The 25,824-nt window shown below is 34.4% G+C and carries 28 protein-coding genes; 12 read left to right on the forward strand and 16 right to left on the reverse strand.

What is annotated here, in order from left to right; genetic code table 11:
* Positions 1-314 precede the first annotated feature (314 nt).
* From A9G07_RS10150 to A9G07_RS10195, 10 genes are all read right to left on the reverse strand, one after another.
* Positions 315-1,727 carry a glycoside hydrolase family 28 protein gene (locus A9G07_RS10150; protein WP_081303421.1) on the reverse strand — a complete coding sequence of 471 codons (1,413 nt, stop codon included), beginning with the start codon at positions 1,725-1,727 and terminating at the stop codon, positions 315-317.
* Positions 1,728-1,883: 156 nt separating this feature from the next.
* Entirely contained in the window at positions 1,884-2,855 is a 972-nt protein-coding gene (locus tag A9G07_RS10155; RefSeq protein ID WP_065561987.1) for a sugar-binding transcriptional regulator, read from the reverse strand.
* A gap of 102 nt (positions 2,856-2,957) precedes the next feature.
* Positions 2,958-4,202, reverse strand: a complete 1,245-nt coding sequence (locus A9G07_RS10160; RefSeq protein ID WP_065735023.1) for a zinc-binding dehydrogenase — start codon at positions 4,200-4,202, stop codon at positions 2,958-2,960.
* A gap of 157 nt (positions 4,203-4,359) precedes the next feature.
* Complete coding sequence (locus tag A9G07_RS10165) at positions 4,360-5,196, reverse strand: mannose/fructose/sorbose PTS transporter subunit IID (RefSeq protein ID WP_065561989.1); 837 nt, start codon at positions 5,194-5,196, stop codon at positions 4,360-4,362.
* Positions 5,197-5,213: 17 nt separating this feature from the next.
* Entirely contained in the window at positions 5,214-6,020 is an 807-nt protein-coding gene (locus A9G07_RS10170; protein WP_065561990.1) for a PTS mannose/fructose/sorbose transporter subunit IIC, read from the reverse strand.
* A 24-nt stretch (positions 6,021-6,044) separates the two neighbouring features.
* Positions 6,045-6,539 (reverse strand): PTS system mannose/fructose/N-acetylgalactosamine-transporter subunit IIB, encoded by a 495-nt coding sequence (locus A9G07_RS10175; protein ID WP_065561991.1) that lies wholly within the window; start codon positions 6,537-6,539, stop codon positions 6,045-6,047.
* Complete coding sequence (locus A9G07_RS10180; RefSeq protein ID WP_065735024.1) at positions 6,540-6,959, reverse strand: PTS sugar transporter subunit IIA; 420 nt, start codon at positions 6,957-6,959, stop codon at positions 6,540-6,542.
* Between the two features lie 214 nt (positions 6,960-7,173).
* Positions 7,174-7,851: a DNA mismatch repair endonuclease MutH gene (gene mutH / locus A9G07_RS10185; protein WP_176701504.1), complete on the reverse strand. Its 678-nt coding sequence runs from the start codon at positions 7,849-7,851 to the stop codon at positions 7,174-7,176.
* Positions 7,852-7,920: 69 nt separating this feature from the next.
* On the reverse strand, positions 7,921-8,469 hold the full coding sequence (locus tag A9G07_RS10190; RefSeq protein ID WP_065735025.1) for an NADPH-dependent FMN reductase: 549 nt from the start codon (positions 8,467-8,469) through the stop codon (positions 7,921-7,923).
* A gap of 79 nt (positions 8,470-8,548) precedes the next feature.
* A complete protein-coding gene (locus tag A9G07_RS10195; protein ID WP_081299444.1) occupies positions 8,549-9,145 on the reverse strand; it encodes a Dps family protein in 597 nt (198 codons plus the stop codon).
* A 268-nt stretch (positions 9,146-9,413) separates the two neighbouring features.
* On the opposite strand from A9G07_RS10195, the gene srlA reads away from it, so the two are divergent.
* The 6 genes from srlA to srlR all read left to right on the forward strand — a co-directional run bounded on the left by srlA (position 9,414) and on the right by srlR (position 13,560).
* Positions 9,414-9,962 (forward strand): PTS glucitol/sorbitol transporter subunit IIC, encoded by a 549-nt coding sequence (gene srlA, locus A9G07_RS10200; protein ID WP_065561995.1) that lies wholly within the window; start codon positions 9,414-9,416, stop codon positions 9,960-9,962.
* Positions 9,963-9,993: 31 nt separating this feature from the next.
* On the forward strand, positions 9,994-10,983 hold the full coding sequence (gene srlE / locus A9G07_RS10205) for a PTS glucitol/sorbitol transporter subunit IIB (protein WP_065561996.1): 990 nt from the start codon (positions 9,994-9,996) through the stop codon (positions 10,981-10,983).
* A gap of 95 nt (positions 10,984-11,078) precedes the next feature.
* A complete protein-coding gene (gene srlB / locus A9G07_RS10210; RefSeq protein ID WP_065561997.1) occupies positions 11,079-11,447 on the forward strand; it encodes a PTS glucitol/sorbitol transporter subunit IIA in 369 nt (122 codons plus the stop codon).
* Between the two features lie 10 nt (positions 11,448-11,457).
* Positions 11,458-12,237 (forward strand): sorbitol-6-phosphate dehydrogenase, encoded by a 780-nt coding sequence (gene srlD / locus A9G07_RS10215; RefSeq protein WP_065561998.1) that lies wholly within the window; start codon positions 11,458-11,460, stop codon positions 12,235-12,237.
* A 74-nt stretch (positions 12,238-12,311) separates the two neighbouring features.
* Entirely contained in the window at positions 12,312-12,680 is a 369-nt protein-coding gene (locus tag A9G07_RS10220) for a transcriptional regulator GutM (RefSeq protein ID WP_065561999.1), read from the forward strand.
* Between the two features lie 100 nt (positions 12,681-12,780).
* Positions 12,781-13,560, forward strand: a complete 780-nt coding sequence (gene srlR, locus A9G07_RS10225; RefSeq protein ID WP_065735026.1) for a glucitol operon DNA-binding transcriptional repressor SrlR — start codon at positions 12,781-12,783, stop codon at positions 13,558-13,560.
* A 178-nt stretch (positions 13,561-13,738) separates the two neighbouring features.
* Here srlR and serA read toward each other — a convergent pair whose 3' ends face one another.
* Both serA and rpiA read right to left on the reverse strand, forming a co-directional pair.
* The gene (gene serA, locus A9G07_RS10230) at positions 13,739-14,980 is read right to left on the reverse strand and encodes a phosphoglycerate dehydrogenase (protein ID WP_065735027.1); all 1,242 of its coding nucleotides are present in this window, start codon (positions 14,978-14,980) and stop codon (positions 13,739-13,741) included.
* 70 nt (positions 14,981-15,050) lie between these two features.
* Positions 15,051-15,710, reverse strand: coding sequence for a ribose-5-phosphate isomerase RpiA (gene rpiA, locus A9G07_RS10235; protein WP_065562002.1), 660 nt, complete (start codon positions 15,708-15,710; stop codon positions 15,051-15,053).
* Between the two features lie 208 nt (positions 15,711-15,918).
* Here rpiA and A9G07_RS10240 point away from each other — a divergent pair, with 208 nt between their 5' ends.
* The 4 genes from A9G07_RS10240 (at position 15,919) to A9G07_RS10255 (ending at position 19,009) form a co-directional block, all read left to right on the forward strand.
* Positions 15,919-16,824 (forward strand): LysR family transcriptional regulator ArgP, encoded by a 906-nt coding sequence (locus A9G07_RS10240; protein WP_065562003.1) that lies wholly within the window; start codon positions 15,919-15,921, stop codon positions 16,822-16,824.
* A 76-nt stretch (positions 16,825-16,900) separates the two neighbouring features.
* Positions 16,901-17,971 (forward strand): uroporphyrinogen decarboxylase, encoded by a 1,071-nt coding sequence (gene hemE, locus A9G07_RS10245; RefSeq protein ID WP_065562004.1) that lies wholly within the window; start codon positions 16,901-16,903, stop codon positions 17,969-17,971.
* A complete protein-coding gene (locus tag A9G07_RS10250; RefSeq protein WP_065735028.1) occupies positions 17,968-18,561 on the forward strand; it encodes a YjaG family protein in 594 nt (197 codons plus the stop codon). The genes hemE and A9G07_RS10250 overlap by 4 nt, the downstream gene beginning before the upstream one ends.
* A gap of 175 nt (positions 18,562-18,736) precedes the next feature.
* Complete coding sequence (locus tag A9G07_RS10255) at positions 18,737-19,009, forward strand: HU family DNA-binding protein (RefSeq protein ID WP_065562006.1); 273 nt, start codon at positions 18,737-18,739, stop codon at positions 19,007-19,009.
* 120 nt (positions 19,010-19,129) lie between these two features.
* On the opposite strand, the gene ybaK is transcribed toward A9G07_RS10255, so the two are convergent.
* The 4 genes from ybaK to glyQ form a co-directional block, all read right to left on the reverse strand.
* A complete protein-coding gene (ybaK, locus tag A9G07_RS10260) occupies positions 19,130-19,615 on the reverse strand; it encodes a Cys-tRNA(Pro) deacylase (RefSeq protein ID WP_065562007.1) in 486 nt (161 codons plus the stop codon).
* Positions 19,616-19,712: 97 nt separating this feature from the next.
* Positions 19,713-20,537: a hypothetical protein gene (locus tag A9G07_RS10265; RefSeq protein WP_065735029.1), complete on the reverse strand. Its 825-nt coding sequence runs from the start codon at positions 20,535-20,537 to the stop codon at positions 19,713-19,715.
* A gap of 60 nt (positions 20,538-20,597) precedes the next feature.
* Positions 20,598-22,670, reverse strand: a complete 2,073-nt coding sequence (gene glyS, locus A9G07_RS10270; protein ID WP_065735030.1) for a glycine--tRNA ligase subunit beta — start codon at positions 22,668-22,670, stop codon at positions 20,598-20,600.
* Positions 22,671-22,680: 10 nt separating this feature from the next.
* Positions 22,681-23,613 (reverse strand): glycine--tRNA ligase subunit alpha, encoded by a 933-nt coding sequence (gene glyQ, locus A9G07_RS10275; RefSeq protein WP_065562010.1) that lies wholly within the window; start codon positions 23,611-23,613, stop codon positions 22,681-22,683.
* A gap of 247 nt (positions 23,614-23,860) precedes the next feature.
* On the opposite strand from glyQ, the gene envC reads away from it, so the two are divergent.
* Together envC and A9G07_RS10285 are read left to right on the forward strand one after the other, a co-directional pair.
* Positions 23,861-25,024, forward strand: coding sequence for a murein hydrolase activator EnvC (gene envC, locus A9G07_RS10280; RefSeq protein ID WP_176713971.1), 1,164 nt, complete (start codon positions 23,861-23,863; stop codon positions 25,022-25,024).
* Positions 25,021-25,818 carry a divergent polysaccharide deacetylase family protein gene (locus A9G07_RS10285; protein ID WP_065735032.1) on the forward strand — a complete coding sequence of 266 codons (798 nt, stop codon included), beginning with the start codon at positions 25,021-25,023 and terminating at the stop codon, positions 25,816-25,818. Before envC ends, A9G07_RS10285 begins: the two co-directional genes overlap by 4 nt.
* Positions 25,819-25,824: the final 6 nt, after the last annotated feature.

The raw sequence follows: 25,824 nt of genomic DNA on the forward strand, positions 1-25,824 counted from the left end.
AAAACGATTAATGAGAGATCACGTTGTGGTAAAAAGAAAAATTAAAAAACAGCATAATGAACAAAAGCGTGATATCTTGCTTGCGCTTAGTCGGTATTGATTTCACGGAAATTAATGATAGATAATGCACTTTTTAGCGAAGATCAATGAAATATTCTGTAGTTCTTCAAGTAAATTTAATAAGATTATTTATTGCGTTAATTTTGAGTCAGAAATATAAGCGTTACCTGTTTTGTTTGTCGGTTTGACAGTTTCAATTGGTAACGCTCTAGTTTGTGAATTTTTTATTAGCTCAAATCTGAGCCACCAAATTACTATTGATGAGTAATATGACTTCCTTTTTCTTTAATAATATCTGATCCTTTTTCTACATTAATTTTAGTGTGGCTAAACTCAACTGATGCGTTACGAATTTTAAAACCGTTTTCCGCTTCAATATTGATGTTTGAAAATCTAATATTATTGAATGGCTTTTCTGGTGTTCCAATAATAAAACCAGCGTAATTACTTTTACCTTTTACAGTAAGATTATTGAAGCTAATGTTATTGAAGTATGGGGTTTGTTTATGCTCTTTTGGTTGTTCAGTATCCGCAGGATAAATCTGATCGCCTAACATAAATCCACCAGCAAATTCACCTTCTTGCAACGCTTTAATTTTTGCATCTTTTGTTGTTGGGCCGCCTTTATAATAAGCTGACAAAACAATTGGCGTTTTTACATTGACCATTGTTGTATTGTTATACTCAATATCTTTAACTTCACCACCTTTGCCTCTTGGCGATTTGATTCGAATACCATACATCGCATCGGTAAAGGTATTATTTTCTGCCAGTAAATTGCTCACACCGCCATATGTTTCTGAACCAATAGATAATCCACGACCGAGCATAAAGTTATTATCTGCAATATAAAAATCATGGCTAAGGTTTTTTACAGTTGATTTAATGGCAACATGGTCATCACCCACACTTATTGTGTTTTTTGTAATACTGACTCTTCTACTATCCATTGGATCAATGGCATCCGTGTTTTGCCACCAAGCTGGAGCGGATATTGTTGTTTTATTAATTGTAATATCTTCCACATTTTTAAAAACAATATGAAAACTTGGCGAATTTTGTATTGTGACGCCTTCAACTAAAATATTGTTAGCGTTTTTAAATAAAAGTAGACGTGGGCGATTTGTTGGTCCCTTTTTTCCGGCTTGACGAGTCTCGGCGCGGTATTTTTCTAAAAGCGTTGAACCTTGCCCATCAATAATTCCTTCACCGGTGATAGCAATATTTTTCTCTTCTGCAATATTAATAAACCCAATCCATTGTTTTGTTAGTGGTAATGATTCAGCTGATGATGACCATTTTTTTTGTTCTTCTGAAGGATGATATGCACTTTCCTCTGCTGAAGCTTGTACTACCGCCCCTTTTTCTAAATGAAATTCAATATTACTTTTTAAAAATAGCGGTTCAGATAGGTAATAACCCGCAGGAACAATAACTTTACCACCGCCATTTTGTGCACAATCATCGATAGCGGCTTGAAATGCTTTTGTATCATACCAAATGCCTGTTGCTTCAGCGCCATAATCTCTGACATTACATTGTTTATTAGGAATATTGAGTTTGTCCAAAGTAACTGGAACAAATGGTGGTGAAGCTATCACAGCGAAACTAGCGGTAAGGGTGAGTAAACTAATAGATAATCCATTTTTTATAATTAAACGATACATGTTTTTTCCTTAATGAAGAATAAAAAAGATGAAGTATAAAAATGATTATCTAGGTTAATAGTCTAAGAATCTGTTAATAGAGTCACAAATTTAAAAAATAATTTATAAAAATTGAAATGACGTTTTAATTTACGCAAGTGTCAGCTTTTTATGAGATCAATTAACTAATTGATTTGCCATTTCATCACTAATGACTAATACATCAATATAATTTGCATTTAATGCAGCGATTAAACTGTTAAGTTTTTCAGCGTCGCCACTTGCACATATTTTTAGAGGGATTTTTTTTAAATTTTCTAACGTCACGCCAATAATTTGATCATGGAATGGCGTTTGTAATTCTTTACCATTTTTGTCATAAAATCGCGATAAAATGTCGCCGACAATTTTTCTGTTAGTAATTTTTTGAAAAAGTTCACCATAAAAACCATACCAAATTGAGCTTTTGGATATAGCTGGACAACCAATACTAAATAAAGCAACTGTGATCTTATTCCACCAATCATTGAGTTCTTTCATGTGTTGAGTTTTTTCAATTTCAGTTTTTAAATTAGCGGTATCAACGATAGCGGGGTAATCAATTAATATTGCTTTACTTTTAAGTTTATCGGAAAGTTTACAAGCTATATTATTTACGTGGTATTTTGTTTCGATCTTGCCAGAAGGGCCACCAATCATTGGTACGATGGTAACATTTTCAAATGTAGCATTATCATTTTTTAAACTATTCACAATATAATTGATCGAGCGTCCCCAGGACACACCAATCACATCATTATCGGTAATATTTTTGAGTAGGACACTTGCTGCCACATTACAAACAATCTGATTTTTACTTTCATTGTCTATATCAGTGTTGACCGGTACAACAATGACTTGTTTTAAATGATATTTATTACAAATTTTTTCTTCTAACGCTATATCAGGTAACAGATTATAATTAATCGAAATTGAAACAATGCCTAGCTCGCGTATTGTTTTTAACATTCGACTAATGCTTGAGCGATGTATGTTAACTATTTTTGCTATTTCGGACTGTGTTTTATTCTCTTCATAATACAATTGAGCAATCTTAATTAACATCTTATGCTGTTCAAACTCGTCGTTGCTAAAATTTTGATTAATCATAGTAGCGTTATCTTATTATCTTTAGTTATTAAAAAACTCCATATTTTTATTCAAATCAAGATGTCACAAATAAATGTCATCTTGATTTGAATAAAGTATAAATCAAGAATCAATATCAGGAAAATAATTTAAAACATAATCTTCAGCTTCTTTTGACCAAATACCATTATTTTTAGAGAGTATTTTTTGTAAAGTAATATCATCCGCATTTTTATCTAATGATTCTATGCATTTAAGATCAAACTTTTTATGGGTATAAACTAATTTTTTTCCACCTTTAATCTGATCCTGTATTTGAGTGACTTTACTTGCTTGGTCTATACCCATAATGTGAGTTACGATTTTTGCCACATCTACCGAACCTGATTCGATTAGTTTCACCGCTTCTCGCATATCATTAGTATTACCGCCTGAAGTGCCAACGATATGGGTAAAGTTATAATGGACATCGTAAAAGTTAATTTCAGCCGAAAAGTTTTTATCTTGGGGTCCAGCAAAAAAGTTAAGGCAACCGTCAATCGCTAATAGTTGAGAGGCGAGTTGAATTAACTCTTGAGAAGGTAAAAAAACAAAAACATCATCAAAACTTCCTGTGGTGGATTTATCTTTTAATAATTTCGCTTGATCATCGACATTAGAAATATCCACAAATTCTAATTCAATACCATTACGAGATTGATAAAGGTTTTTTAGATGTTCTATTTTCTCTTTGCTACGACCAGTTACGACAACCTTTTTAGGTGCGATGGGTCCCCCTAATGCATAATCTATTGCTAGCATACCCATAGGGCCCGTACCACCTAAAATAATCAGATTACCATTAGGCTTAATGCCCATAATATGTTCATAACTATTTGGCTTTAAATGAAAATTAGCATTGAATGCCCCAATGATACACGACAATGGTTCAATTAACGCACCTTCGAAATAAGTTTGTCCATCATAAGGAATCAAACAGTCTTGTTTTAGTACATCATGGTTAATTATCATGTAAGTTGCACAACCACCAGTATAAGGATAAGAATAACCTACGCAATATGGGCTATCAGAAAGTTGTAAATTGGCCTGAACGACATATTTTTGTCCTGGTTTGAATTTATGTTGCCATTTTTTACCCACTTGTATAATTTCACCGCAGCATTCGTGTCCAATAATAATGGGGTTATTTTTTAAGTCGGGTGGCGTTTTTTTATGATTTTCACCTTGATTGACTAATTTTAATGAAGACATACACATACTATCTACAATGACTGTAACTAGAATTTCATCATCAGTAATTTCAGGAAGTTGAAATGACTCCAATCGCAAATCATTTTTTCCATACAGTCTAACTGCTTGAGTTTTCATATATTCCTCTAATTCTCTAATTTGGTTAAATTTATTTAGGAAAAGGTTTAAAGCGTTTTTATTTCAAGAAATCAAATTACTATTAATAAAGTTCTCGGTAATTGCTTTAAACCTTTTTATTCATTTTCAACGGTCAATTTTTTATTTCTTTAACGCTTTAACCTTTAGCAAGAATACCTAAACCATAGCCAATAATACCTACCGCAAATAATGCAAAGATTAAAATTATTGGACTGACTTTTTTCCTTAACAATTTCATCATTAAAAGTGTTAACGCTAATGGCAATAATCCTGGTACAAGGTCATTGAGAATGCCTTGTACTGTCATAATGACCTCTTCTCCATTCATGCCGGTCGTTTGGGATACAATAAGTGGGACATTTATGGAGGTCCATTTTGTGACTAAGACACCCATGATAAATAGGCCTAAAATTGTTGCGCCTTCTGTTAATTTTGGAAGAATATTACCTGAAAGATCTTTAACAATTCCGATTCCTTTAGATAATCCATACGTTAATCCATACCATTTCATGGCAAGTCGAATTAAGTTAAATAAGATAAAAAACAGTAATGGCCCAGCTATATTTCCGGTTAGTGCTAGTGATGCCCCAAGCGCTGCAGTTATTGGACGTAAGGTTCCCCATACTAATGGATCACCCACTCCCGCTAACGGTCCCATTAAACCAACTTTTAAACTGTTAATTGTGCCATCAGAGATATCAGCACCATTTGCTCTAGCTTCTTCCATTGCCATGGTAACGCCTATAACGGGTCCACACATTGCTGGAGTCGTATTGAAAAACGTTAGATGTCTTTTTAATGCTTCACGTTGCTCCTCTTTGGTTTTGTATACTCGTTTGATTGTAGGAATCATATCCACACAGAAAGCTAAGGCATGAATTCGTTCATAGTTGAAAGATGCTTGTTGAAAATTAGATCGAATAAATGTACTAACAATATCTTTCTTTTGAATGGTATTTAACATTTCTTTCATAATAGAATCCTTATTTATTAATCGTCTAACTCGTCATCAGCAATGATTGAATTTGCCACAATACTTTTTTCGCTATTTTTAGTCGTGTTAAACTTTGAATTTAATTGGACATAAATGGTGGCAAAAATAACGCCTAAAATACCGAATGAGAGTAAACTGAAGTTTAAGTAACCTCCAAGAACAAAGCCTAAATAGAAGAAAGGTGCTAAATATTTAACCATCATCATGTTTAATACCATTGCATAACCAACTACCACAATAAATCCACCCGCAACAGCAAGACCACCAGTAACAATATCTGGCAACATGCTTAATAAGGTGTTAACGGTATTGGCATCAACATAAATGGCGACCAATGTTGCTGGTATTGCTACTCGTAAAGCTTGTACAAAAAGTGCGCTATAATGTAAAAGTTCTATTTTTTTGAATTGAACTTTTTCTGCGGCATTATCAGCTTCATGTTGGAAGACAACCGTGATTGTTCTTGCAAATACCGTTAGAACTTGACCCGCTGCTGCAACGGGGAGGGCGATTGCGATTCCAGTTTGAATATCTTGTTTACCTACTACAACTAATATCGCGGATATAACACTAGCCAGTGCTGAATCAGGTGATTGTGCCGCACCAATATTCATCCAGCCTAATGCAATCAATTCAAGCGTACCACCTAAAATGATACCTGTTTTTATATCACCTAATATTAAGCCTATGACGGTACAGGCAATTAATGGGCGATGAGTTTGAAACTCATCAAGCACACTTCCCATACCTGCTATACAAGAGAAGATGAATATTAATACAATTTGAAATAATGAAATTTCCATTTTTTGCCTCCTTGTTTATTCCTATTAATTAATAGGGAATTCTTGTTCAAGCAGCTTGATAAAATCGACGTTAGGATCGGTAATTACCACTTTTAAGCAAAGATCAACTCCCATCTCATGCATCTTTCTAAATGCCGATACATCGTTTTCATCCACTGACACCGCTTTAGTAATCTGCTTTTTACCTGCTTTGAAAGACATACCACCAATATTGATACTCTTAATTGGTACACCTTGTTCGATTAATCGCAGAATATCGGTTGGATTGGTAAAAAGATAAAACACGGTATCGTTTTCATATTTTGGGTTTTTATAAACCGCTGCCGCTTTTTCAATACTCACAACAGAAACTTTAATTCCAGGAGGTGCAGCTTGTTTAACTAATGTGGCTCGGATTTCGTCATTAGCAACTTCATCACTAACAACAATGATTCTTTCTGCTTTTGCTTCTTTGGTCCAAACTGTTGTGACTTGACCATGTATTAAACGGTCATCAATGCGTACTAAATTTATAATCATTTAAAGTTCCTCTTCTTCAGCGATATTTTTAGCTATTTTTTTGAAAGATTTGATGAAATCGGATTTCATGTCATTAAGTTGTTCAAAAGTTTCTTCAAGGCTAATTGAGGAGTAATCAAGATGTAATAACGCTAAACAAAGTGGTAAGGATAAACCACTTATGACTTCGATGTTTTCTGATTGCATTGCCAATATTGCCGCTGCGTTATAAGGGCTACCTGAAAAAATATCAGTAATAATGATGAATGGTTGCTCAGTTGATTGATTAATAATTTTTAGATATTTGTCTTTTAATGTCTCAATACCATCACCTAATTGAAAAGTGATAGCCCGTACATTTGGGTACTCACCAGCTATCATTTCAATGCTATTTTTCATTTCCACGGCAATGTTTCCATGACCCGCTAATATAAAGTTCATCTCACACCTCTTTCACAAATTCTCTTGTTGCTTCACAAATGTTTAAATGAATTTATATGCACAAATGCTCAAAGTAAATCACTAATGTGCAAAAATGTGACGTAGATTTGATTTTCTTGCAAAATAAAAGAAATGGTTTTTTTCTTAACGAAAAAAGGAGTATTTTGTAAGGCTAAAAAAATAAGGGTGATTGAAATTAAATGATCATTTCTTCTTAACTTAAATGATCAATGGAATTCTGTAGGATTTGTGAAGTAAATGACTTTTTAAGATAGAACCCTCTTGGGCGAGTTAAAATAATCTCGCCATTTTCACCAATGGCTTCAGTTAAAGCTTTTCCATTGGCAGCTTTAGGTCTGATCTGTAAATAGGTGCCATACCGCGCGGTGATTTTTTCAACTTGACCAAGTGCTATCATATCCATTAATTCTTGCCAATCTTGTTTAAGTTGTTGCTCTTGTTCTAAAGTTGGTGTCCAAAGTATTGGTTTTCCAACTTTTCTTTCTGCAAGAGGTATACTTCTTTCCCCTTCAATCGGGATCCAAAGTACTTTGCTAAGCTTGTATTTAACATGGCTGGTTTCCCAAATCACACCATGATTAGCCATTAAAGGAATAACACTAACAAAAGTAGTTTCTAATGGTTTACCTTCTTTATTGACTGGAATTGTTTTTAGTTCAATGCCTAAATTAGAAAAGTCTTGTTCTGCTTTACTGCCGGCATTCGCACCAAGATAAGTTTCAATCAGATTGCCTACCCATCCTTTTTGTTTATTAAGATTAGCAGGGATAGGAATATTGACATATTGAGCTATCTCAGCAAAGCTATAGCCAGCGGCCATTTCTGCTCGATTCAATAACTCTTGTTCATTAGAAGGATAAAAGTTTAGCATCTGTTTCGAATAAATTTAATAATATCCACAATCAATTATATTGGTTGTGGATATTAAAATAAATCATTATTAACTTAGCTGTTCAACCCATTTAGCATAACTTTCAATGATTGATGAAAGAAAAGACTTGGTTTTTTCGTTAATATTGCCACTTTCATCAAAAGCTGTACCAATATTACCGATATAAGCTTCCGGTTGTTGTAGGGTAGGCATATCAAGAAAAACTAAAGATTGTCGTAAATGATGATTAGCACCAAAGCCACCAATAGCGCCTTGTGATACTGAAACCACAGCGGCTGGCTTTTTAGACCAAACACTTTTACCATAAGGGCGTGATCCAACATCAAGTGCATTTTTTATGACAGCGGGTAATCCGCGATTGTATTCTGGTGTAACAAAAATCACACCATCACAATTGGCAATTTCTTGGCGAAAACGATTATAGGATTGTGGCGGTGTATCAGTATCAATATCTTCGTTATATAAAGGTAAATCACCGATTTGGATGATATTTAGTGAAAGTGATGATGGCGCAATTTGTTGAAAAACTTTGGCTACTTTTAAGTTATAGGAATCTTTACGTAAACTACCAACAAGTACTGCAATTTTTTTACTCATTTTTGGTTCCTCTTAAATTGAAAATAAGAGACACCATGAGTGTCTCTTATTTATGATAATTACAGAACTTCACAGAGCTTTAGTGTCCTGATGAGTCCATTCTACGACCTGTTTCAAATAGGAACCATGCGCGTCTTTCAGTTTGATCAATCCACTCTTCAATTAAACTAGCTGTTGCGGTATCGTTATATTTGTCACAGATATCATGTGCTACGCGCATACGTTCTGTAAGTTTGATGTTATCTTGACAAAGTTCAGCAAGCATATCTGATGGTTCAACAAAATCAGCATTGTTGTCTGAAATACTTTGTAATTTAGAAATATGACCAATTGAACGTAAAGTCGTTCCACCTAATTTACGTACACGTTCAGCAATTGGATCTGTCATTGCAAATAGTTCTTCACCATGGTCATCTAACATTAAATGATAATCACGGAAATGTGGACCGCTGACATGCCAGTGGAAGTTTTTAGTTTTTAAATATAGAGCAAACACATCTGCTAATACAGAGTTCATTGCGCCAGAAATATCTTTTGAAGCTTTTTGGCCTAAATCAGTTGGAAATAAAATTGCAGATTGTTGTAATCTTTTGGCAGAACTTACATTTTTTAAAACTTTTGGAGCTGTTGATGATTTCGAAGCCGTTGTGCTTTTTTTTGTAGTACTTTTAGCCATGTAATATTCTCCTATAGGTGAATTAAATGATTATTTAACTAACACCAAATTACGCCAACTCTTTATTAAAGTCCAATCAAAATGAGCTATTTTTAACTATTACTGCTATATCAACTATCTATGAATGATTAATTACCCCATTTTTTTCTATTGTTTAAAATATTTCTTTCAAAATAAAAGAAAATGTTTCAAATTGTGATCCAGTTAAAGTTTTTTTGATTTCATAATTGCTAATATTTCTTTGCAATTTAAATCAATAGGAGAAAATATGATTGATACAATTTCATTTGGAGCCGAGTGGTTTATCGGTTTATTCCAAGAAGGCGGTAAAGTGTTAGTCGGGATGGTCACCTCGATTTTACCTTTATTAATTTCATTGTTAGTAGTTATGAATGCGGTCATTAAATTTATTGGACAAGACCGTATTGAACGTTTAGCTCAAGCTTGTGCGGGTAACCCTGTTTCACGTTATTTATTACTTCCTTTAATTGGTACATTTGTATTTTGTAATCCGATGACACTAAGCTTAGGCCGCTTTATGCCAGAGTTTTACAAACCTAGCTATTATGCAGCATCCTCTTATAGCTGCCACTCAATGAATGGTTTATTTCCACATGTAAATCCTGGCGAACTTTTTGTTTATTTAGGGGTTGCTGCTGGATTAACTACATTAAATTTACCATTAGGTCCATTAGCTGTTAGTTATTTCCTTGTCGGTTTAGTTACTAACTTCTTTAGAGGTTGGATTACTGACTTTTGTACAGCCATTTTTGAGAAAAAAATGGGAATTAAACTAGATAGAAAAGTTCATTTATAACAATTATCTATCACGATATAAGGAAAATAAAATGGCTAAATATATTCATATTGAAAAAGGTGAAGCAGGTTGGGGTGGTCCATTAGAGCTTCCAATTGTTGCTGGTAAAAAAATTGTTTACATTGCAGCTGGTACTAGACCAGCAATAGTCGATACTTTAGTTGAACTAACTGGTTGGGAAGCAATTGATGGTTTTAAAGAAGGTGAACCACCAAAAGACGAAATAGGCGTTGCTGTAATTGACTGTGGTGGTACTCTCCGTTGTGGTATTTATCCAAAAAATCGAATACCAACTATCAACATCCACGCAACTGGTAAATCAGGACCACTTGCACAATATATTGTCGAAGACATTTATGTTTCTGCTGTTAAGCCAAACAATATCAAACTAATTGAAAAGGAAGGTGATGTTGTAGGAGAAACAGCTCAAGCAAATACTAAAGCGTCAGAATTTAAAGATTATGACAGTAGTAAAAAAATCACTGAACAAAGTGATGGCTTATTAGCCAAAATTGGTATCGGTATGGGGTCTGGTGTAGCAGTTTTTTTCCAAGCTGGCCGAGATACTATTGATACTGTTCTCAAAACGATTTTACCTTTCATGGCATTTGTTTCAGCCTTAATCGGGATCATTATTGCATCTGGATTAGGTGACTTCATTGCCCATGGATTAGTTCCTTTAGCAGATAATCCACTTGGTTTAGTGATATTAGCATTAATTTGTTCTTTCCCATTACTTTCACCGTTCTTAGGTCCTGGCGCGGTAATCGCGCAAGTTATCGGTACATTAGTTGGTGTACAAATTGGGTTAGGTAATATTCCACCTCATTTAGCACTACCAGCATTGTTTGCCATAAATGCTCAAGCTGCATGTGACTTTATCCCTGTCGGTTTATCACTAGCAGAAGCAAAACAAGATACTGTTCGTGTAGGTGTTCCTTCGGTTCTAGTAAGTCGATTTTTAACTGGTGCACCAACCGTATTAATCGCTTGGGCAGTGTCATTATTTATCTATCAATAGACATATTTAAGTATTTAGGGATGAACATCATCCCTCTTTAGCAAACAGTGAAATTTGAAAATTTCGCTTCAACTAAAAATTAAAGAAGGTTAACGATGTCGAATGTTATCTATCAATCAAAAATTAATCAAATTGGTGAGTTTGCCCCAGATGCATTGGCTGATGGCATGCTAATACTATTTAAAAATGGCGCGCCATCAGACTTAGCTGATTACTGTTTTGTACATAGTCATGATGATTTAAAACAAGATCTACAAGTAGGGCAAGTATTTCAAATTGGCAAACATACTTTTCAAATTACCTCCGTTGGCGATGTTGCTAGCACTAATTTTCGTGAATTAGGGCATATCACATTAAGGTTTGACGGTAGTAGCCAAGCAGAATTACCGGGAACTATCCATGTAAAAGGTGACATTCCAAATCAACTTTTTGTGGGTGATGAAATTAAAATTTTAACTAATTAAGGAACAAAGAATGAAAAAAGTTGCAGTTGTTGTAGGTGGAGGACAAACTTTAGGTGAGTTTTTATGTAAAGGGATTGCTGATGCTGGTTATAATGTAGCTGTTGCTGATTTAAATATTGAAAATGCAAATAAGGTAGCAGATGCTATCAATCAGAAACATGGAGCCGGTACCGCAAAAGGCTTTGGTGTTGATGCAACAAATGAAGAGAGTGTGATTAAGCTTGCACAAGATGTTGATAATACATTTAACCGAGCTGATTTAATGGTTTATAGTGCAGGTGTTGCTAAAGCAGCTCCTATTACAAACTTTGCTTTAAGCGATTTTCAATTATCAGTAAATGTTAATCTTACTGGTTACTTTTTGTGTGCTCGTGAGTTTGCTAAATTAATGCTCAAACATAAAACGGCTGGACGAATTATTCAAATAAATTCAAAATCAGGTAAAGTTGGTAGTAAACATAATTCTGGTTATAGTGCTGCTAAATTTGGTGGTGTTGGTTTAACTCAATCATTAGCACTTGATCTTGCAGATTATGGTATTACTGTAAATTCATTAATGTTAGGTAATTTATTAAAATCACCAATGTTCCAATCATTAATTCCTCAATACGCTAAAAAATTAGGTATTCCAGAAAACGAAGTTGAGCAAGTTTATATTGATAAGGTGCCACTTAAACGTGGTTGTGATTATCAAGATGTGCTTAATGTCTTATTATTTTATGCAAGTGATAAGGCTTCATATTGTACTGGACAATCAATTAATATTACTGGTGGCCAAGTAATGTTCTAATTAAAATAAAGTGCGAAAGTGTTTGTTATCACTTTCGCATTTTTATTTAGCCTAAATTATTAATGGAGATAGCCATGAACATGACGACAACTTTAATTATTTTTGCGCTTATGGCTTGGTGTGTCCAAATCATATTTAGTTGGTTGCAAATTCGCCGATTTAATCAAGCCTTTTTAGCGATGAAAAAAGGGCGATATTTGGGGGTTGGTCGTAGTCAAACTAAATGGTTTAAGCCAAGAGTCTTAATTGCTATCTCATTAGATGAAAACCAAAATGTAATTGATTCAGTAAAAATGAAGGGCATTACAGTATTTGCATTACCTAAGACTATTCCTCAATTACATGGACTTAATGCAAAAGAGATTATACCTGAAACGATTTACCCAAACGATCCTGCTTCGCGAAGTGCATTATCAGTTGCGTTAACCGCGAGCAATAAATAGTATTTAACTTTTATTTTGAAAAGTATTTTCTTTTATATTGAAGTATACTATCTTGCAAAGTAAATGATCTTATTTACTGTGAAAATAATGGAATCTTGGCATGAAAGTTAAACAAAGGCAAACCGCAATTTTAGAATATTTACAAAATCATGGACAGGTTAGTGTAGATGAATTAGTCGCACATTTTCAAACGACTGGAACCACTATAAGGAAAGATCTTACTCAACTTAATGAGAGTGGCTTAGTTTTACGGACTTATGGTGGAGCAATGCTAAATCGAGAAATCGGTGACAGAGCTATTGATCATAAAACCTACATTAATACTGCTGCTAAAAAAGCGATTGCTCAAGAAGCCGCTAAATTGATCCATGAAGGTGATTCAATTATTTTCGATGCAGGCAGTACTGTCGCACAGATGATTCCAATGTTAGCCCAGTTTAATAATTTAACTATTATGACCAATAGTTTACATATGGTTAATGAACTGGTAGCTAATGATAACGATCAAACCATTATTTTAACAGGTGGCACATTTCGACGAAAATCAGCTTCCTTCCATAGTAATCATGCATCAGCAATTGCGGCCTTTGAATCTTATACTTTTGATAAATTATTTATGGGTGCTGATGGTGTTGATGTAGTTGGTGGTGTGACAACATTCAACGAAAGCTATCATGGTAGTGTGGCGATGAGTAAAGCCGCTGCAAAATTGATTTTACTCGTTGACTCAACTAAATTTGGGCGGCGTAGCCCAAATGTCGTTTGTGATATAGAATCAGTTGATACGATTATTACAGACAATAATTTAGATGATAAATATTACGACGCATTAATTCAAAAAGGTATTAAAGTTATAAAAGTAAAACCTTTAGATAAGTAAAAAGACATTAAAATATAAAAAAAGTTGAGGAACGGGGTTTTTGACGTTAATAATAGTGGTAATTTTATTAAAATTGGTTTGATATTAACGATCTATCTGAAACACTCGAATAATTTCTAAACCTAATATTATGCGTTCGGACATGGAAATAATTGCCCGAACGCCTTAGCAAAGTGGATTAGAACAATAATCTTGCTCGAATTGTACCAGTGACATTTTTTAGTTTAACTAATAACTCTTCTGCTTTATTTTGTTCTACTCTATCAATATCAATCACAACATAACCAATTTTAGAATCAGTCTGTAAATACTGAGCTGAAATATTTAGACCTTGTTCTGCAAATAGCGTATTTATTGCAGTCAACACGCCGGGTTGATTGTGATGAATATTAATAAATCGACTAGATCCTTTTGCCGGAATCGGTAATGATGCTTCAGGGAAGTTAACCGCTGAAAGTGTTGCGCCTGTATCAGAATATTTTGCCAACTTGGTTGCAACTTCAATACCGATATTTTCTTGAGCTTCAGTAGTTGAACCGCCGATATGTGGGGTAATAATGACATTATCAAATTTACACAGTGGTGATTCGAATGGATCGCTATTAGTTGCCGGTTCACTAGGGAAAACGTCAATAGCTGCTCCACTAAGTTTATTGTTTTCCAACGCTTGAGTTAAGGCTTCAATATCAATCACACTACCGCGAGAGGCATTAATCAATATAGAGCCTGATTTCATCATGTCGATTTCTGATTTGCCAATCATTTTAATTGTGGTTGAGTTTTCTGGAACATGCATACTTACAATATCACTCATGGCAAGTAATTCTTTCATGGATGAAATTTGTTTGGCATTGCCTAATGGTAATTTAGTTTCGATATCATAAAAATAAACATTCATGCCTAATGATTCAGCCAATACGCTTAATTGACTACCGATATGGCCATAACCAATGATACCTAAATTTTTACCCCGCGCTTCATGAGAACCTGTGGCTAATTTATTCCATTTCCCCTGGTGAGCTTTGGCATTAGCTTCAGGTACTCGGCGAAGTAATAAAATCGCTTCAGCCAATACTAGCTCTGCAACAGAACGCGTATTAGAAAACGGTGCATTAAAAACAGGAATTCCTTTAACGGTTGCAGCATCAAGTTCAACTTGATTGGTTCCAATACAGAAACAACCAATTCCTGCAAGTTTTGGGGCTGCATCGATTATATCTTTTGTTAAATGTGTTCTTGAGCGAATACCAATAAATCTTGCATCTTTAATTGCCGCTTCAAGTTCGGATTTGGATAGCGCACCTTTATGATATTCAATGTTGTTAAAGCCTGCCGATTTAAGTGTTTCAATCGCGCTAGGGTGGACACCTTCAAGTAATAGAAACTTGTTTTCATCTTTGGTTAACGCTTGAACAACCATTTCTTCCTCTCTATCTTTAATATTTAAAACAATTTGTCATGCAAAGTTATTAATTAAAAAAAGTAATTTATTATTTTTTTATTTCTTTCACACCAGAACTCGTGCCTACCAAAGCGATATCAGCGCCTTTATTAGCGAATAACCCTACTGTGACTACACCGGCGATACTATTAATCCTATCTTCTAATTCCATTGGTTTTGCTATTACAAGGTCGTGAACATCTAAAATAACATTGCCATTGTCAGTGACCACTCCTTGACGGTAGATAGGTTTGCCGCCAAGTTTGAATAATTCTCGAGCAACATAAGAACGGGCCATCGGAATGACTTCTACTGGAAGTGGAAATTTCCCGAGAACGTCGACCACTTTTGACTCATCAACGATACAGATAAATTGTTTTGCCAGAGCCGATACTATTTTTTCACGTGTTAACGCGGCTCCTCCGCCTTTAATCATTTGCATATTATGATTAATTTCATCTGCTCCATCGACATAAATATCTAAGCTATCAACGTCATTACAGTCTAAAACTGGAATACCATAGCTTTTTAATTTTTGGGTTGACGCTTCTGAACTAGAGACAGTTCCTTTTATCTGATCTTTTATTGTTGCAAGAGCATCAATAAAGTGAGCCGCAGTAGAACCTGTGCCTACGCCTACTAATGAATCTGGTTTAACAAATTTAAGGGCTGACCAACCTACTGCTTTTTTTAGTTCATCTTGTGTCATGATATCACCGTGTGTAAATATAATTTTGATCAAAAAATTAAAATTTTAAAAGCAAAATTGTTTAAGATATGGCATAGTACCCAATTGGGAAGCAAAAATCATTAGTATTTTAAGAAAATCTATAAGGTTTTAGATCTATTTCAAATTTTTTGCAAAATTAAAATAGCTTGAATGACCAAGCGAAGATCAAATCATTAGTAAAGAGATTATGAAGCGTCCAGATTATAGAGCATTACAAGCATTAGATGCAGTGATAAAAGAACGAGGATTTGAACGAGCAGCTGACAAATTGTGTATTACGCAACCAGCAGTATCGCAACGCATTAAGCAATTAGAAAGCTTTTTTGGTCAGCAACTATTAGTAAGAACGATTCCTCCAAAAGCGACTAAACAAGGTGAACATCTTTTAGGATTATTGCATCAAGTTGAATTATTAGAACAACAATGGTTAGGTGACAATGAGCAAAATACTACGCCATTGTCATTATCAATTGCAATTAATGCTGACTCTTTAGCAACTTGGTTTTTACCCGCTTTAAAACCAGTTTTAGATAAAAATATTTTACGCTTTGATATTCAAGTCAAAGATGAAGAGCATACGTTAGAACTTCTACGCTTAGGTACTGTCGTTGCTGCAATTAGCATTCAACCCAATCCTTTACCGGGATGTTTATCTGATTTATTAGGGGCATTGGATTATATTTTTGTTGCTTCTCCTGAGTTTGCTAAAAAATACTTTCCTAATGGTGTTACTCGGTCATCGCTTTTAAAAGCGCCTGCAGTGGCATTTGACCATTTGGATGATATGCACCAAGCCTTTTTGCAAGAAAATTTTAATCTTACACCAGGTAGTGTTATTTGCCATATTACTAGTTCATCTGAAGCTTTTGTCCAATTGGCTAAACAAGGTTCTGCATGTTGTATGATACCAATGTTACAAGTTGAACAAGAGTTAAAAAATGGTGAATTGGTTAATTTAACGGAAGGCTTATTTCAAAGACGTATGCTGTATTGGCATCGCTTTGCTCCAGAAAGTAGCGTGATGCAAAATATTTCTGAAACATTGATTTGTTACGCTCAACGTATATTGTCGCAGCCTCAAGATCGGAAATAATTATCAAATTAGCTATTTTGAGCTAAATGTAGAACTGTCCCATTTACCCTATCTCACAATTTATAGAGCTAAAAAGATGAGCCAATTGAAAAACGATCGTTATTTACGTGCATTACAATGTTTACCTGTGGATTACACGCCAATTTGGATGATGCGCCAAGCCGGTCGATACTTACCTGAATATCGGCAGCTTAGGGCTAAAGCTGGTGATTTTATGACGATGTGTCAAACACCAGAACTTGCCTGTGAAGCAACTTTACAACCCATTCGGCGATTTGATCTTGATGCTGCCATTATTTTTTCAGATATTTTAACCATTCCCGATGCAATGGGACTTGGTTTATATTTTGAAACAGGCGAAGGGCCTAAATTTAAAAAAACGATTTCTTGTTTAGATGATATTGCACAATTGCCTATACCTGATCCAGGACAATCTCTCAAATATGTAATGGATGCTATTGGGTTAACGAAAAAAGAGTTAGGTGGCAAAGTTCCATTAATTGGCTTTTCTGGTAGTCCATGGACTTTAGCAACTTATATGGTTGAAGGCGGTAGTAGTAAAACCTTTACTAAAATAAAAAAGATGCTTTATTGTGAACCTAAAGCATTACATTTGCTGCTAGAAAAATTAGCTAACAGTGTAATATTGTATTTAAATGCTCAAATTGAAGCTGGCGCCCAATCGATTATGATATTTGATACTTGGGGCGGGGTGCTTAGCCATGAAAGTTATCGAGCGTTTTCTTTGCATTATATGGAACTTATCTTATCTCAACTAAAAAGGGGTAAGAAAAGCCAGAATATCACTTCTTATGTTCCTGTGACGCTATTTACAAAAGGTGGCGGTTTATGGCTCGATACTATTTCTAAATCAGGGGCTGATGCCATCGGTGTTGATTGGACAGTGGATTTGAATCAGATAGAACAAAAAGGTAAGATTGCCATACAAGGTAATTTAGATCCTTCTATATTGTATGCCAATAAGGAAACGATTGAGTCTAACGTTGAGTCAGTTCTAAGTGAATTTGGCTATCATAATGGTCATGTCTTTAATTTAGGTCATGGTATTCACCAAGATATTCCCATTGAGCATGTACAATATTTAGTTGAATCAGTACACACACGGTCAAAAAGGTTTCATTCATGATTAAAAATCCTATTCAATTAAGAATAGCAAAATTGCCAGTTTGGAAGCAGCGTTTATTTATGGCTTGTCTATGCGAACGAATGTATCCAAACTTTATTTATTATTGCAATTTACAACAAGATGAACAATCAGCAGTAGGATATAAAAAAATTCTAGATCTTATTTGGGAATCACTATTGGTTGAGAATGTGAAAATTAATTATGATTTACAACTTGAGAAACTTGAATCGTTAATACCAGTCATCAAGGAAGATAGCCCATATATGGTTTACCCTGCTATTGATGCTTGTCAGGCTCTTAGTGAAATTCTACACTCTTATATAAGTGGTGAAATAGATGAACACTCAGCTAAAGTTAGCTCTATTTCCGCAACTACTGTAGCTGAATTTGAAATGACAAAAGATAATATTGAACTTTCAGAAGATGAACAAGTAACTTTGCCTAGTGTAATTGAGGAATTTGATTTGCAGTGGGAAATTTTTCGCTTATTAAGTGATGAAAATAATGAAATGTTAGACTTGATTAAAGGCTTGAAAATGGACATTCGGTCTGCAGAAACTAGCAATATTGGTGTTTTTTTGAGCAATTAAAGCGGTTAAAGCGTGATTTTTTTAATTTTTATTAAATTTTTCTTTAACATTAGGCAAATATAGACTACATTTAACAACAATGTAATCTAAATCACGTTTACAGAAGCAAAGTTGGGTTTTAACTTTGTTTATTAATGTTAACTTTAACAATAAAATAAATATGTAAGGATATTCCATGAATAAAACAGAACTTGTAGATGCTATTGCTAGCAAAGCTAATATTACTAAAGTTGCAGCAAAAACTGCTTTAGAAGCAACTTTAGCTTCTATCACTGAATCATTAAAATCTGGTGAGCCAGTTCAATTAGTTGGTTTCGGTACATTTAAAGTTAATGCTCGTAAAGCTCGTACTGGTCGTAACCCAAAAACTGGTAAAGAAATCAAAATTGCAGCAAGCAAAGTACCAGCATTTGTTTCTGGTAAAAGCTTAAAAGAAGCAATCAAATAATTTTATTGCTTTCTATTAGAGAATTTTTTAAGGCCATAACTAATCGTTATGGCTTTATTTTTAACTCCAACTTTTTAATCTATTTTTTCTTGAGTTTTTAGAAACGATTTTACTTATTATCTAAACCGTTAATTTAGCAAATTTAGCATTTAATTGATCAGCTAAATCTTGCGGTGATATTTCGATTTCTAATCCTCTTTTACCCCCTGATACCATCATCGTTGCATATTGTTTAGCACTATCATCAATAAGTGTAGGTAATAGCTTTTTTTGCCCGAGAGGACTTATCCCACCGACTAAATAACCTGTTGTTTTTTGTGCTAGATTCGGGTCAGCTAATGCTACTTTTTTGCAATCAAGAATTTTAGCGGCTTGTTTAAGATCCAATGTACAATCAACCGGTAATACACAGACTGCTAATGATTTATTGTCCCCATTTATGCATACAATCAGTGTTTTAAATATCTGACCTGAAACAACATTTAGTTCTAATCCAAGTTTATCCGCAGCTTCTTGTCCATAATGGGTTTGTTGTGCGTCATGTTGATATTGATGGATATTAAATTTAATTTTATGTTTTTTGAGCAATCTAATGGCTGGCGTCATAATAGTAAGAATTATTATAAGTGAGAATGATGATCCCTATTAATTGCCATTAATAGGGATTTTTAGGATTAAACTAAACTATACTACATTAAAAAAATTAAGAGATGATTTGTTGATTGTTTTGATTATTATCATCTAGTTTCGGTAATTCAACATTATTAGATGCGTTGTACAAGCGATAGAAGAAGCTACATACAAAGAAACTAACAAACATAGATACTATTGAAGTAATAGTCGTTACAATAATATTATTACCCAATAAGTAATTAATAAGCCCTAGAACGATAGTAATACCACAAGAAATTAATATCATTAGTAAAGGTGCTTTCCATTTTGTTACAGCTAATTTATGGCTACCAACAAATCTTTGAAAAAATCCCATTGAATCAGGAACGATTAATGAAGCACTAAAGTAATTCGCAATGATGCTTAATACAAGAAATATAACAAAAGCTATCAATAAAGTTAATAAAGCAATTAACTGTTGGGGTAATATCATTCCGATAATCCACATAATTAAAGAAAGCAAAATTATTCCTATAATTGAAATAATAAAATAAATAGCGGTAAATCCTGCAAGATTTAGAAAAGCAGGTAATATGCGTTGTGACACTAATTTCATATCAAATTTGTCACTAGTAGTTAAATTATAAATAATACCAATTGTCACGGCAGCAATAAAGAGAAAGACAATTGATAAAAGCAATACTTTTCCAAATAATGAACTAAGAACTTGAGCTGGATTTGCGTAATAGACCATGCTTGCTGCAAGAGCAGCTGGATCAAAAATAATATACGATAATACTGAATTAGCTAATGCAAGCACTACGCTTGCGATTGCGATTATTGGGAATCTATTGCGAATAAAGTTAACTGTTTTTTCAAAAGTAACTAAAAATGATAAATTGTTTTGTGAGTCCATCGTTTTTCCTTATGGGTGGTAATACTAGTATTACCACGGTCTTTATATTTAATTCAAAAGTTATGATTGTAGTATAGAAATATCGGCAACCTTCAAAAATAAATTTTGTAATTTTTTCAAAAGAGCCAATCGGTTTAGTTTAATTTTTTCGTCATCAACCATTACCATTACTTTCTCAAAAAATGTATCAATAGGTGCTTTAAGTGATGCTAATTCAATTAAGGCATCTTGATATCGACCTTCAGTAAAGTAAGGTGCTAACTTATCTGTCAATATTGCTATTTGCATAGCTAATTCGCTTTCTGCACCCGTTTCAAGAAGTGAGGCGTTAATATTTTCAGGGATAGCGTTTTCAGATTTAGACAAAATATTTGATACACGTTTATTTGCTTCTGCTAATGAAGAAGCTTCAGGTAACGTTCTAAAATGTGTTACCGCATTAACGCGGGTATCAAAATCTGCAGGCTTGGTTGGATTAATTGCCAAGACAGCCTGAATGGTATCTATCGCAAATCCTTTTTCTTGATACCATGCTCGGAATCGACCTTGCATAAAATTAACAATATCTATAACAACATTGTTGTTGGTTAATTTATTTCCATATAAAGATGTGGCAAAACTTGCTAGCTCAACTAAATCAAGAGGTAAGCTTTTTTCAACAATAATACGTAATACACCAATAGCTGCACGGCGAAGTGCAAATGGATCTTTATCACCTTTAGGATGTTGACCAATACCAAAAATACCGGCTAATGTATCCATTTTTTCGGCAATAGATACCGCACTAGACACAGGAGTACTTGGTAGTTCATCGCCTGAAAAACGAGGTTTATATTGTTCTTCAATAGCGGTAGCGACTTCAATACTTTCACCATCTTTGATCGCTATATATCGACCTATGATGCCTTGTGTTTCAGGAAATTCAAACACCGTGTTAGTAACTAAATCACATTTAGTTAATTTCCCTGCACGTTTGGCTTGTTCAGTGTCAGCACCAATTTTTTCGGCGATGAAGCCAGATAAGGCCTCAATACGAAGTGCTTTATCTTTAACTGTACCAAGTTGTTGTTGAAATAAAACCGTCTCAAGGCGAGGAAGGCGATCTTCCAAACGTTGTTTTAAGTCTGTTCTATAGAAAAATTCGGCATCAGCTAAACGAGGACGAACCACTTTTTCATTACCAGAAATAACAACTTGAGGATCTTTTGATTCAATATTTGCAACGAAGATGAAGTTTGGTAATAGTTTTCCTTGTTTATCATAGACAGGGAAATATTTTTGATCGCCTTTCATCGTATATACCAATGACTCGGCTGGAACTTCTAAAAATCTTTCTTCAAATTTTGCTGTTAATACTACAGGCCATTCAACCAATGATGAAACTTCCTCAAGTAAGCTTTCAGTTAAATCTGCTTTACCATTAAGTTTTTCAGCAGCTTCTTGAGCTTGCTGCTTAATGATTGATTTTCGCTTGTTATAGTCAGCAATAACTTTGCCTCGTTGTTCAAGGATTTCAGGATATTGGTCAGCATTATCAATGGTAAATTCTTGTTCACCCATAAAGCGGTGTCCGCGAATAATACGATCTGATTGAATGTCTAAAATGACGCCCGGTACAAGTTGATCACCATATAGCATAGTTACAGTATGGCTTGGTCTGATAAATTCAACTTGGCGAGCTGCCCAGCGCATAGGTTTAGGAATAGGTAATTTATTTAATGCATTTTTAACCATATCACATAATAAATTAACAACAGGCTGTCCTTTTTGATTATGAGTATAAGATAACCATTCGCCTTTATCTGTTTGAATGCGCTCTGCTTGAGAGATATCGATGCCACATCCTCTAGCCCAGCCTTCTGCTGCTTTTGTTGGTTTACCATTTGCATCAAATGCGGCACTTACCGCAGGACCGCGTTTAACAACTTGGCTATCTGGTTGAGTGTCATTTAAATTCAATACTTTTAAAGCTAAACGGCGCGGCGATGCAAACCAAAGTACCTCACCATGTTCTAAGTTAGCATTATCAAGTTGTTCAATAAAATTAGCTGCAAAGCTTTCAGCCAAAGTGCGGAGTGATTTCGGTGGTAACTCTTCAGTACCGATTTCTACTAGAAATGTTTTTTGCATAATATATCAATTCCTACTTTGATGCATTTTGGTTAGAACGTTTATTTTGGCACATTGGAAATCCAAGTGCTTCACGAGAGGCGTAATATGCTTCAGCAACCATTTTTGTTAATGTTCTGATACGCAATATGTAACGTTGTCGCTCAGTTACTGAAATAGCTTTGCGGGCATCAAGTAAATTGAAGCAGTGAGCTGCTTTTAAAATACGTTCATAAGCAGGTAGCGGTAGAGGTTTTTCTAATTCAAGTAACATTTTTGCTTCTTTTTCATGTTGTTCAAAACAATAAAATAAGAAATCAATATTAGCGTACTCGAAATTATAAGTGGATTGTTCAACTTCGTTTTGGTGAAAAACATCACCATAAGTGGTTTTACCAAATGCGCCATCACTCCAGATTAAATCATAAACGCTATCTACACCTTGAATATACATAGCAAGGCGTTCTAAACCATAAGTAATCTCGCCTGTCACCGGTTTACACTCAAGACCACCAACTTGTTGGAAATAGGTAAATTGGGTCACTTCCATACCGTTTAACCAAACTTCCCAACCTAATCCCCATGCACCTAATGTTGGATTTTCCCAATTGTCTTCTACAAAACGGATATCGTTAACAGTTGGATCAAGACCAAGCTCTTTTAGTGATCCTAAGTAAAGTTCTTGGATATTATCTGGTGATGGTTTTAAGATAACTTGGAATTGGTAATAATGTTGTAACCTATTAGGATTTTCACCATAACGACCATCAGTAGGGCGACGAGAAGGTTGAACGTAAGCAGCATTAATCGGTTCAGGACCAAGTGCTCTTAAACAGGTCATTGGATGAGAAGTACCTGCGCCGACTTCCATATCTAATGGCTGAATCACTGTACAACCTTGATTAGCCCAATAATCTTGTAACGTAAGTATTAAACCCTGAAAGGTTTTGACATTAAACTTTTGCATGATGTTATCTTTGTGGTTAAATTAATTTTTACTACAAATTAAATAGTGCTACATTTTATACTTTTTATTAGTGCTTGTGAAATGCCTAATTACTTTTATTAATAAAGTTACATAATATAGTTTTCATTTTGCATCTTTACACATTTGTAGGTATAGTAAAGTTATCTTTATTGCTTGGTAATAAATCATAAATAAAAAGGCCATGTCTATTTATCGTAATCTATTGATTATTTTATTTATTGGATTAATGAATACACATTTTGTGTATGCTGATGATAATCAACAATTAGAATCATTGCGTCGTTCAATTAAAGAGCATGAAAAGCGCCTAGCAGAACAAACAAAAGAACGGACTCAATTGGTCAATGATCTTAAAAACCAAGAAACTGAAATTGCTAATTTACTTACATCGATTGAAAAAAATGGTCTTACTCTAAAAAAATTAGATGGGGAAATTACTCATTTAATCAAGCAAATTGATGAATTAACCATTAAACAAAATCAACAACGAGATGAGTTATCCAAACAGCTTGAAAGCGCATTTAAATTAGGAAAAAATACCAACTTTAAGTTGATCTTTGCTAGCGAACAAAGTGAGCGTAATGAACGCCTTATTACTTATTTTCGTTATATTAATGAAGCAAGACAACAACAAATAAATAAGCTTCGTGAAACGCAATTACAACTCAATGAAAAGAAAAATGCTTTGCAAAAAAAGCAAGCCACTCAAAAAACACTACATAACAAGCAAAAACAAGAGCAAATAGCCTTAGAAAAAAATCACCAAAAACGCCAAAAAACTATCAATTCTCTTGAATCATCAATGCAAAAAAATCAACAAAAATTAGCTCAACTTAAAGATAATGAAGCGAAATTACAGGCTAAGATTGCTCAAGCAGAAAGAGAAAACCGTCGAATTGCGGAAGAAGAAGCAAGACAAGCCAAAAATATCCAAGAAAAACAAAAGAATACAAATTATACACCTAACGCGGATGAACGTGCATTAATGGCTCGAGTTAGTGGTATTGGTAAACCACAGAATCAATTTCTTTGGCCTGTAAATGGTAGTATTGCTCATCGATTTGGTGAGGCTTTGCAAGGTGAACTTCGTTGGAAGGGAATGGTGATAAATGCCAAAGATGGCACACAAGTCAAAGCAATTACTGATGGTCGAGTTATCCTAGCCAGCTGGCTGCAAGGTTATGGTTTTGTGGTTGCGCTTGAGCACGGTAAAGGCGATATGAGTTTATATGGCTATAACCAACGTGTTTTAGTAGAAGTCGGTGATAATGTTAGGACAGATCAGCCGATTGCAATTGTTGGTTCAAGCGGAGGTCAAAATACTCCTGGGCTTTATTTTGAAATTCGCCGAGATGGTAAAGCATTAGATCCTAGTGGTTGGTTAAAATGATTAAACGTATATTATATATAGGGATATTATTATTAAATGTAAATAGTGCATATGCTGCGAAACTAGCGTTAGTGATTGATGATTTTGGTTATCGTCAACATAATGAAGAACAGATTATTTTATTTTCACCCAACATTACAATTGCTGTTTTACCACATTCACCAAATGCCAAACATATCGCAACCTTTGCTCATCAACATGGTAATGATGTGATTATTCACTTACCTATGGCTCCTATGGGGAAACAACCTCTAGAAAAAGATACTCTATTTCCTTATATGGATGAAGCAGAAGTAAAAAGAATTGTTGATGATGCAGTATCTCTAGTTCCATATGCAATAGGTGTAAATAATCATATGGGCAGTTTGATGACATCAAATTTCAATGGTATGCACAATGTTATGAAAGCATTAAGTCATCACTCAATGTTTTTTTTGGATAGTAAAACGATAGGTAAAACTCAAGTAAAAAATGCCGCAACTGATTATAATATAACTGTAATTGGGCGTGATGTATTTTTAGATGATAAGCAGATAGAAAGTGCTATTAGTCAGCAGTTTGATCTGGCAGTTAAAATTGCGCAAAAAAATGGTTATGCTATCGCCATTGGCCATCCACATCCTCAAACCGTTAATGTTTTAAGAGCAAAATTAGCTAATTTGCCTGACAATATCGAATTAGTTAAAGTCAGTGAATTAATTAAACCGGCTAAACCTAAGCTAACTCTGAAAGATATTTTTGAAAAATATAAAAAACGATTTGAGGAGTTACCAAATTTTGAACTTTCAGAGTAGTAGTAA

It is taken from the genome of Gilliamella sp. wkB72 (assembly GCF_001693745.1).
Classification (GTDB): domain Bacteria; phylum Pseudomonadota; class Gammaproteobacteria; order Enterobacterales; family Orbaceae; genus Gilliamella; species Gilliamella apicola_E.

What these genes read in the sequence shown, in the direction of transcription:
- A9G07_RS10195 (WP_081299444.1), bottom strand. Translation starts at nt 9,145, where the DNA reads ATGGCTAAAAGTACTACAAAAAAAAGCACAACGGCTTCGAAATCATCA.
- A9G07_RS10150 (WP_081303421.1), bottom strand. Translation starts at nt 1,727, where the DNA reads ATGTATCGTTTAATTATAAAAAATGGATTATCTATTAGTTTACTCACC.
- srlR (WP_065735026.1), top strand. Translation starts at nt 12,781, where the DNA reads ATGAAAGTTAAACAAAGGCAAACCGCAATTTTAGAATATTTACAAAAT.
- srlE (WP_065561996.1), top strand. Translation starts at nt 9,994, where the DNA reads ATGGCTAAATATATTCATATTGAAAAAGGTGAAGCAGGTTGGGGTGGT.
- srlD (WP_065561998.1), top strand. Translation starts at nt 11,458, where the DNA reads ATGAAAAAAGTTGCAGTTGTTGTAGGTGGAGGACAAACTTTAGGTGAG.
- A9G07_RS10220 (WP_065561999.1), top strand. Translation starts at nt 12,312, where the DNA reads ATGAACATGACGACAACTTTAATTATTTTTGCGCTTATGGCTTGGTGT.
- rpiA (WP_065562002.1), bottom strand. Translation starts at nt 15,710, where the DNA reads ATGACACAAGATGAACTAAAAAAAGCAGTAGGTTGGTCAGCCCTTAAA.
- A9G07_RS10175 (WP_065561991.1), bottom strand. Translation starts at nt 6,539, where the DNA reads ATGATTATAAATTTAGTACGCATTGATGACCGTTTAATACATGGTCAA.
- A9G07_RS10190 (WP_065735025.1), bottom strand. Translation starts at nt 8,469, where the DNA reads ATGAGTAAAAAAATTGCAGTACTTGTTGGTAGTTTACGTAAAGATTCC.
- mutH (WP_176701504.1), bottom strand. Translation starts at nt 7,851, where the DNA reads ATGCTAAACTTTTATCCTTCTAATGAACAAGAGTTATTGAATCGAGCA.
- envC (WP_176713971.1), top strand. Translation starts at nt 23,861, where the DNA reads ATGAATACACATTTTGTGTATGCTGATGATAATCAACAATTAGAATCA.
- ybaK (WP_065562007.1), bottom strand. Translation starts at nt 19,615, where the DNA reads ATGACGCCAGCCATTAGATTGCTCAAAAAACATAAAATTAAATTTAAT.
- A9G07_RS10285 (WP_065735032.1), top strand. Translation starts at nt 25,021, where the DNA reads ATGATTAAACGTATATTATATATAGGGATATTATTATTAAATGTAAAT.
- A9G07_RS10265 (WP_065735029.1), bottom strand. Translation starts at nt 20,537, where the DNA reads ATGGACTCACAAAACAATTTATCATTTTTAGTTACTTTTGAAAAAACA.
- glyQ (WP_065562010.1), bottom strand. Translation starts at nt 23,613, where the DNA reads ATGCAAAAGTTTAATGTCAAAACCTTTCAGGGTTTAATACTTACGTTA.
- serA (WP_065735027.1), bottom strand. Translation starts at nt 14,980, where the DNA reads ATGGTTGTTCAAGCGTTAACCAAAGATGAAAACAAGTTTCTATTACTT.
- A9G07_RS10160 (WP_065735023.1), bottom strand. Translation starts at nt 4,202, where the DNA reads ATGAAAACTCAAGCAGTTAGACTGTATGGAAAAAATGATTTGCGATTG.
- A9G07_RS10165 (WP_065561989.1), bottom strand. Translation starts at nt 5,196, where the DNA reads ATGAAAGAAATGTTAAATACCATTCAAAAGAAAGATATTGTTAGTACA.
- srlB (WP_065561997.1), top strand. Translation starts at nt 11,079, where the DNA reads ATGTCGAATGTTATCTATCAATCAAAAATTAATCAAATTGGTGAGTTT.
- A9G07_RS10155 (WP_065561987.1), bottom strand. Translation starts at nt 2,855, where the DNA reads ATGATTAATCAAAATTTTAGCAACGACGAGTTTGAACAGCATAAGATG.
- hemE (WP_065562004.1), top strand. Translation starts at nt 16,901, where the DNA reads ATGAGCCAATTGAAAAACGATCGTTATTTACGTGCATTACAATGTTTA.
- A9G07_RS10170 (WP_065561990.1), bottom strand. Translation starts at nt 6,020, where the DNA reads ATGGAAATTTCATTATTTCAAATTGTATTAATATTCATCTTCTCTTGT.
- A9G07_RS10180 (WP_065735024.1), bottom strand. Translation starts at nt 6,959, where the DNA reads ATGAACTTTATATTAGCGGGTCATGGAAACATTGCCGTGGAAATGAAA.
- srlA (WP_065561995.1), top strand. Translation starts at nt 9,414, where the DNA reads ATGATTGATACAATTTCATTTGGAGCCGAGTGGTTTATCGGTTTATTC.
- A9G07_RS10255 (WP_065562006.1), top strand. Translation starts at nt 18,737, where the DNA reads ATGAATAAAACAGAACTTGTAGATGCTATTGCTAGCAAAGCTAATATT.
- A9G07_RS10250 (WP_065735028.1), top strand. Translation starts at nt 17,968, where the DNA reads ATGATTAAAAATCCTATTCAATTAAGAATAGCAAAATTGCCAGTTTGG.
- A9G07_RS10240 (WP_065562003.1), top strand. Translation starts at nt 15,919, where the DNA reads ATGAAGCGTCCAGATTATAGAGCATTACAAGCATTAGATGCAGTGATA.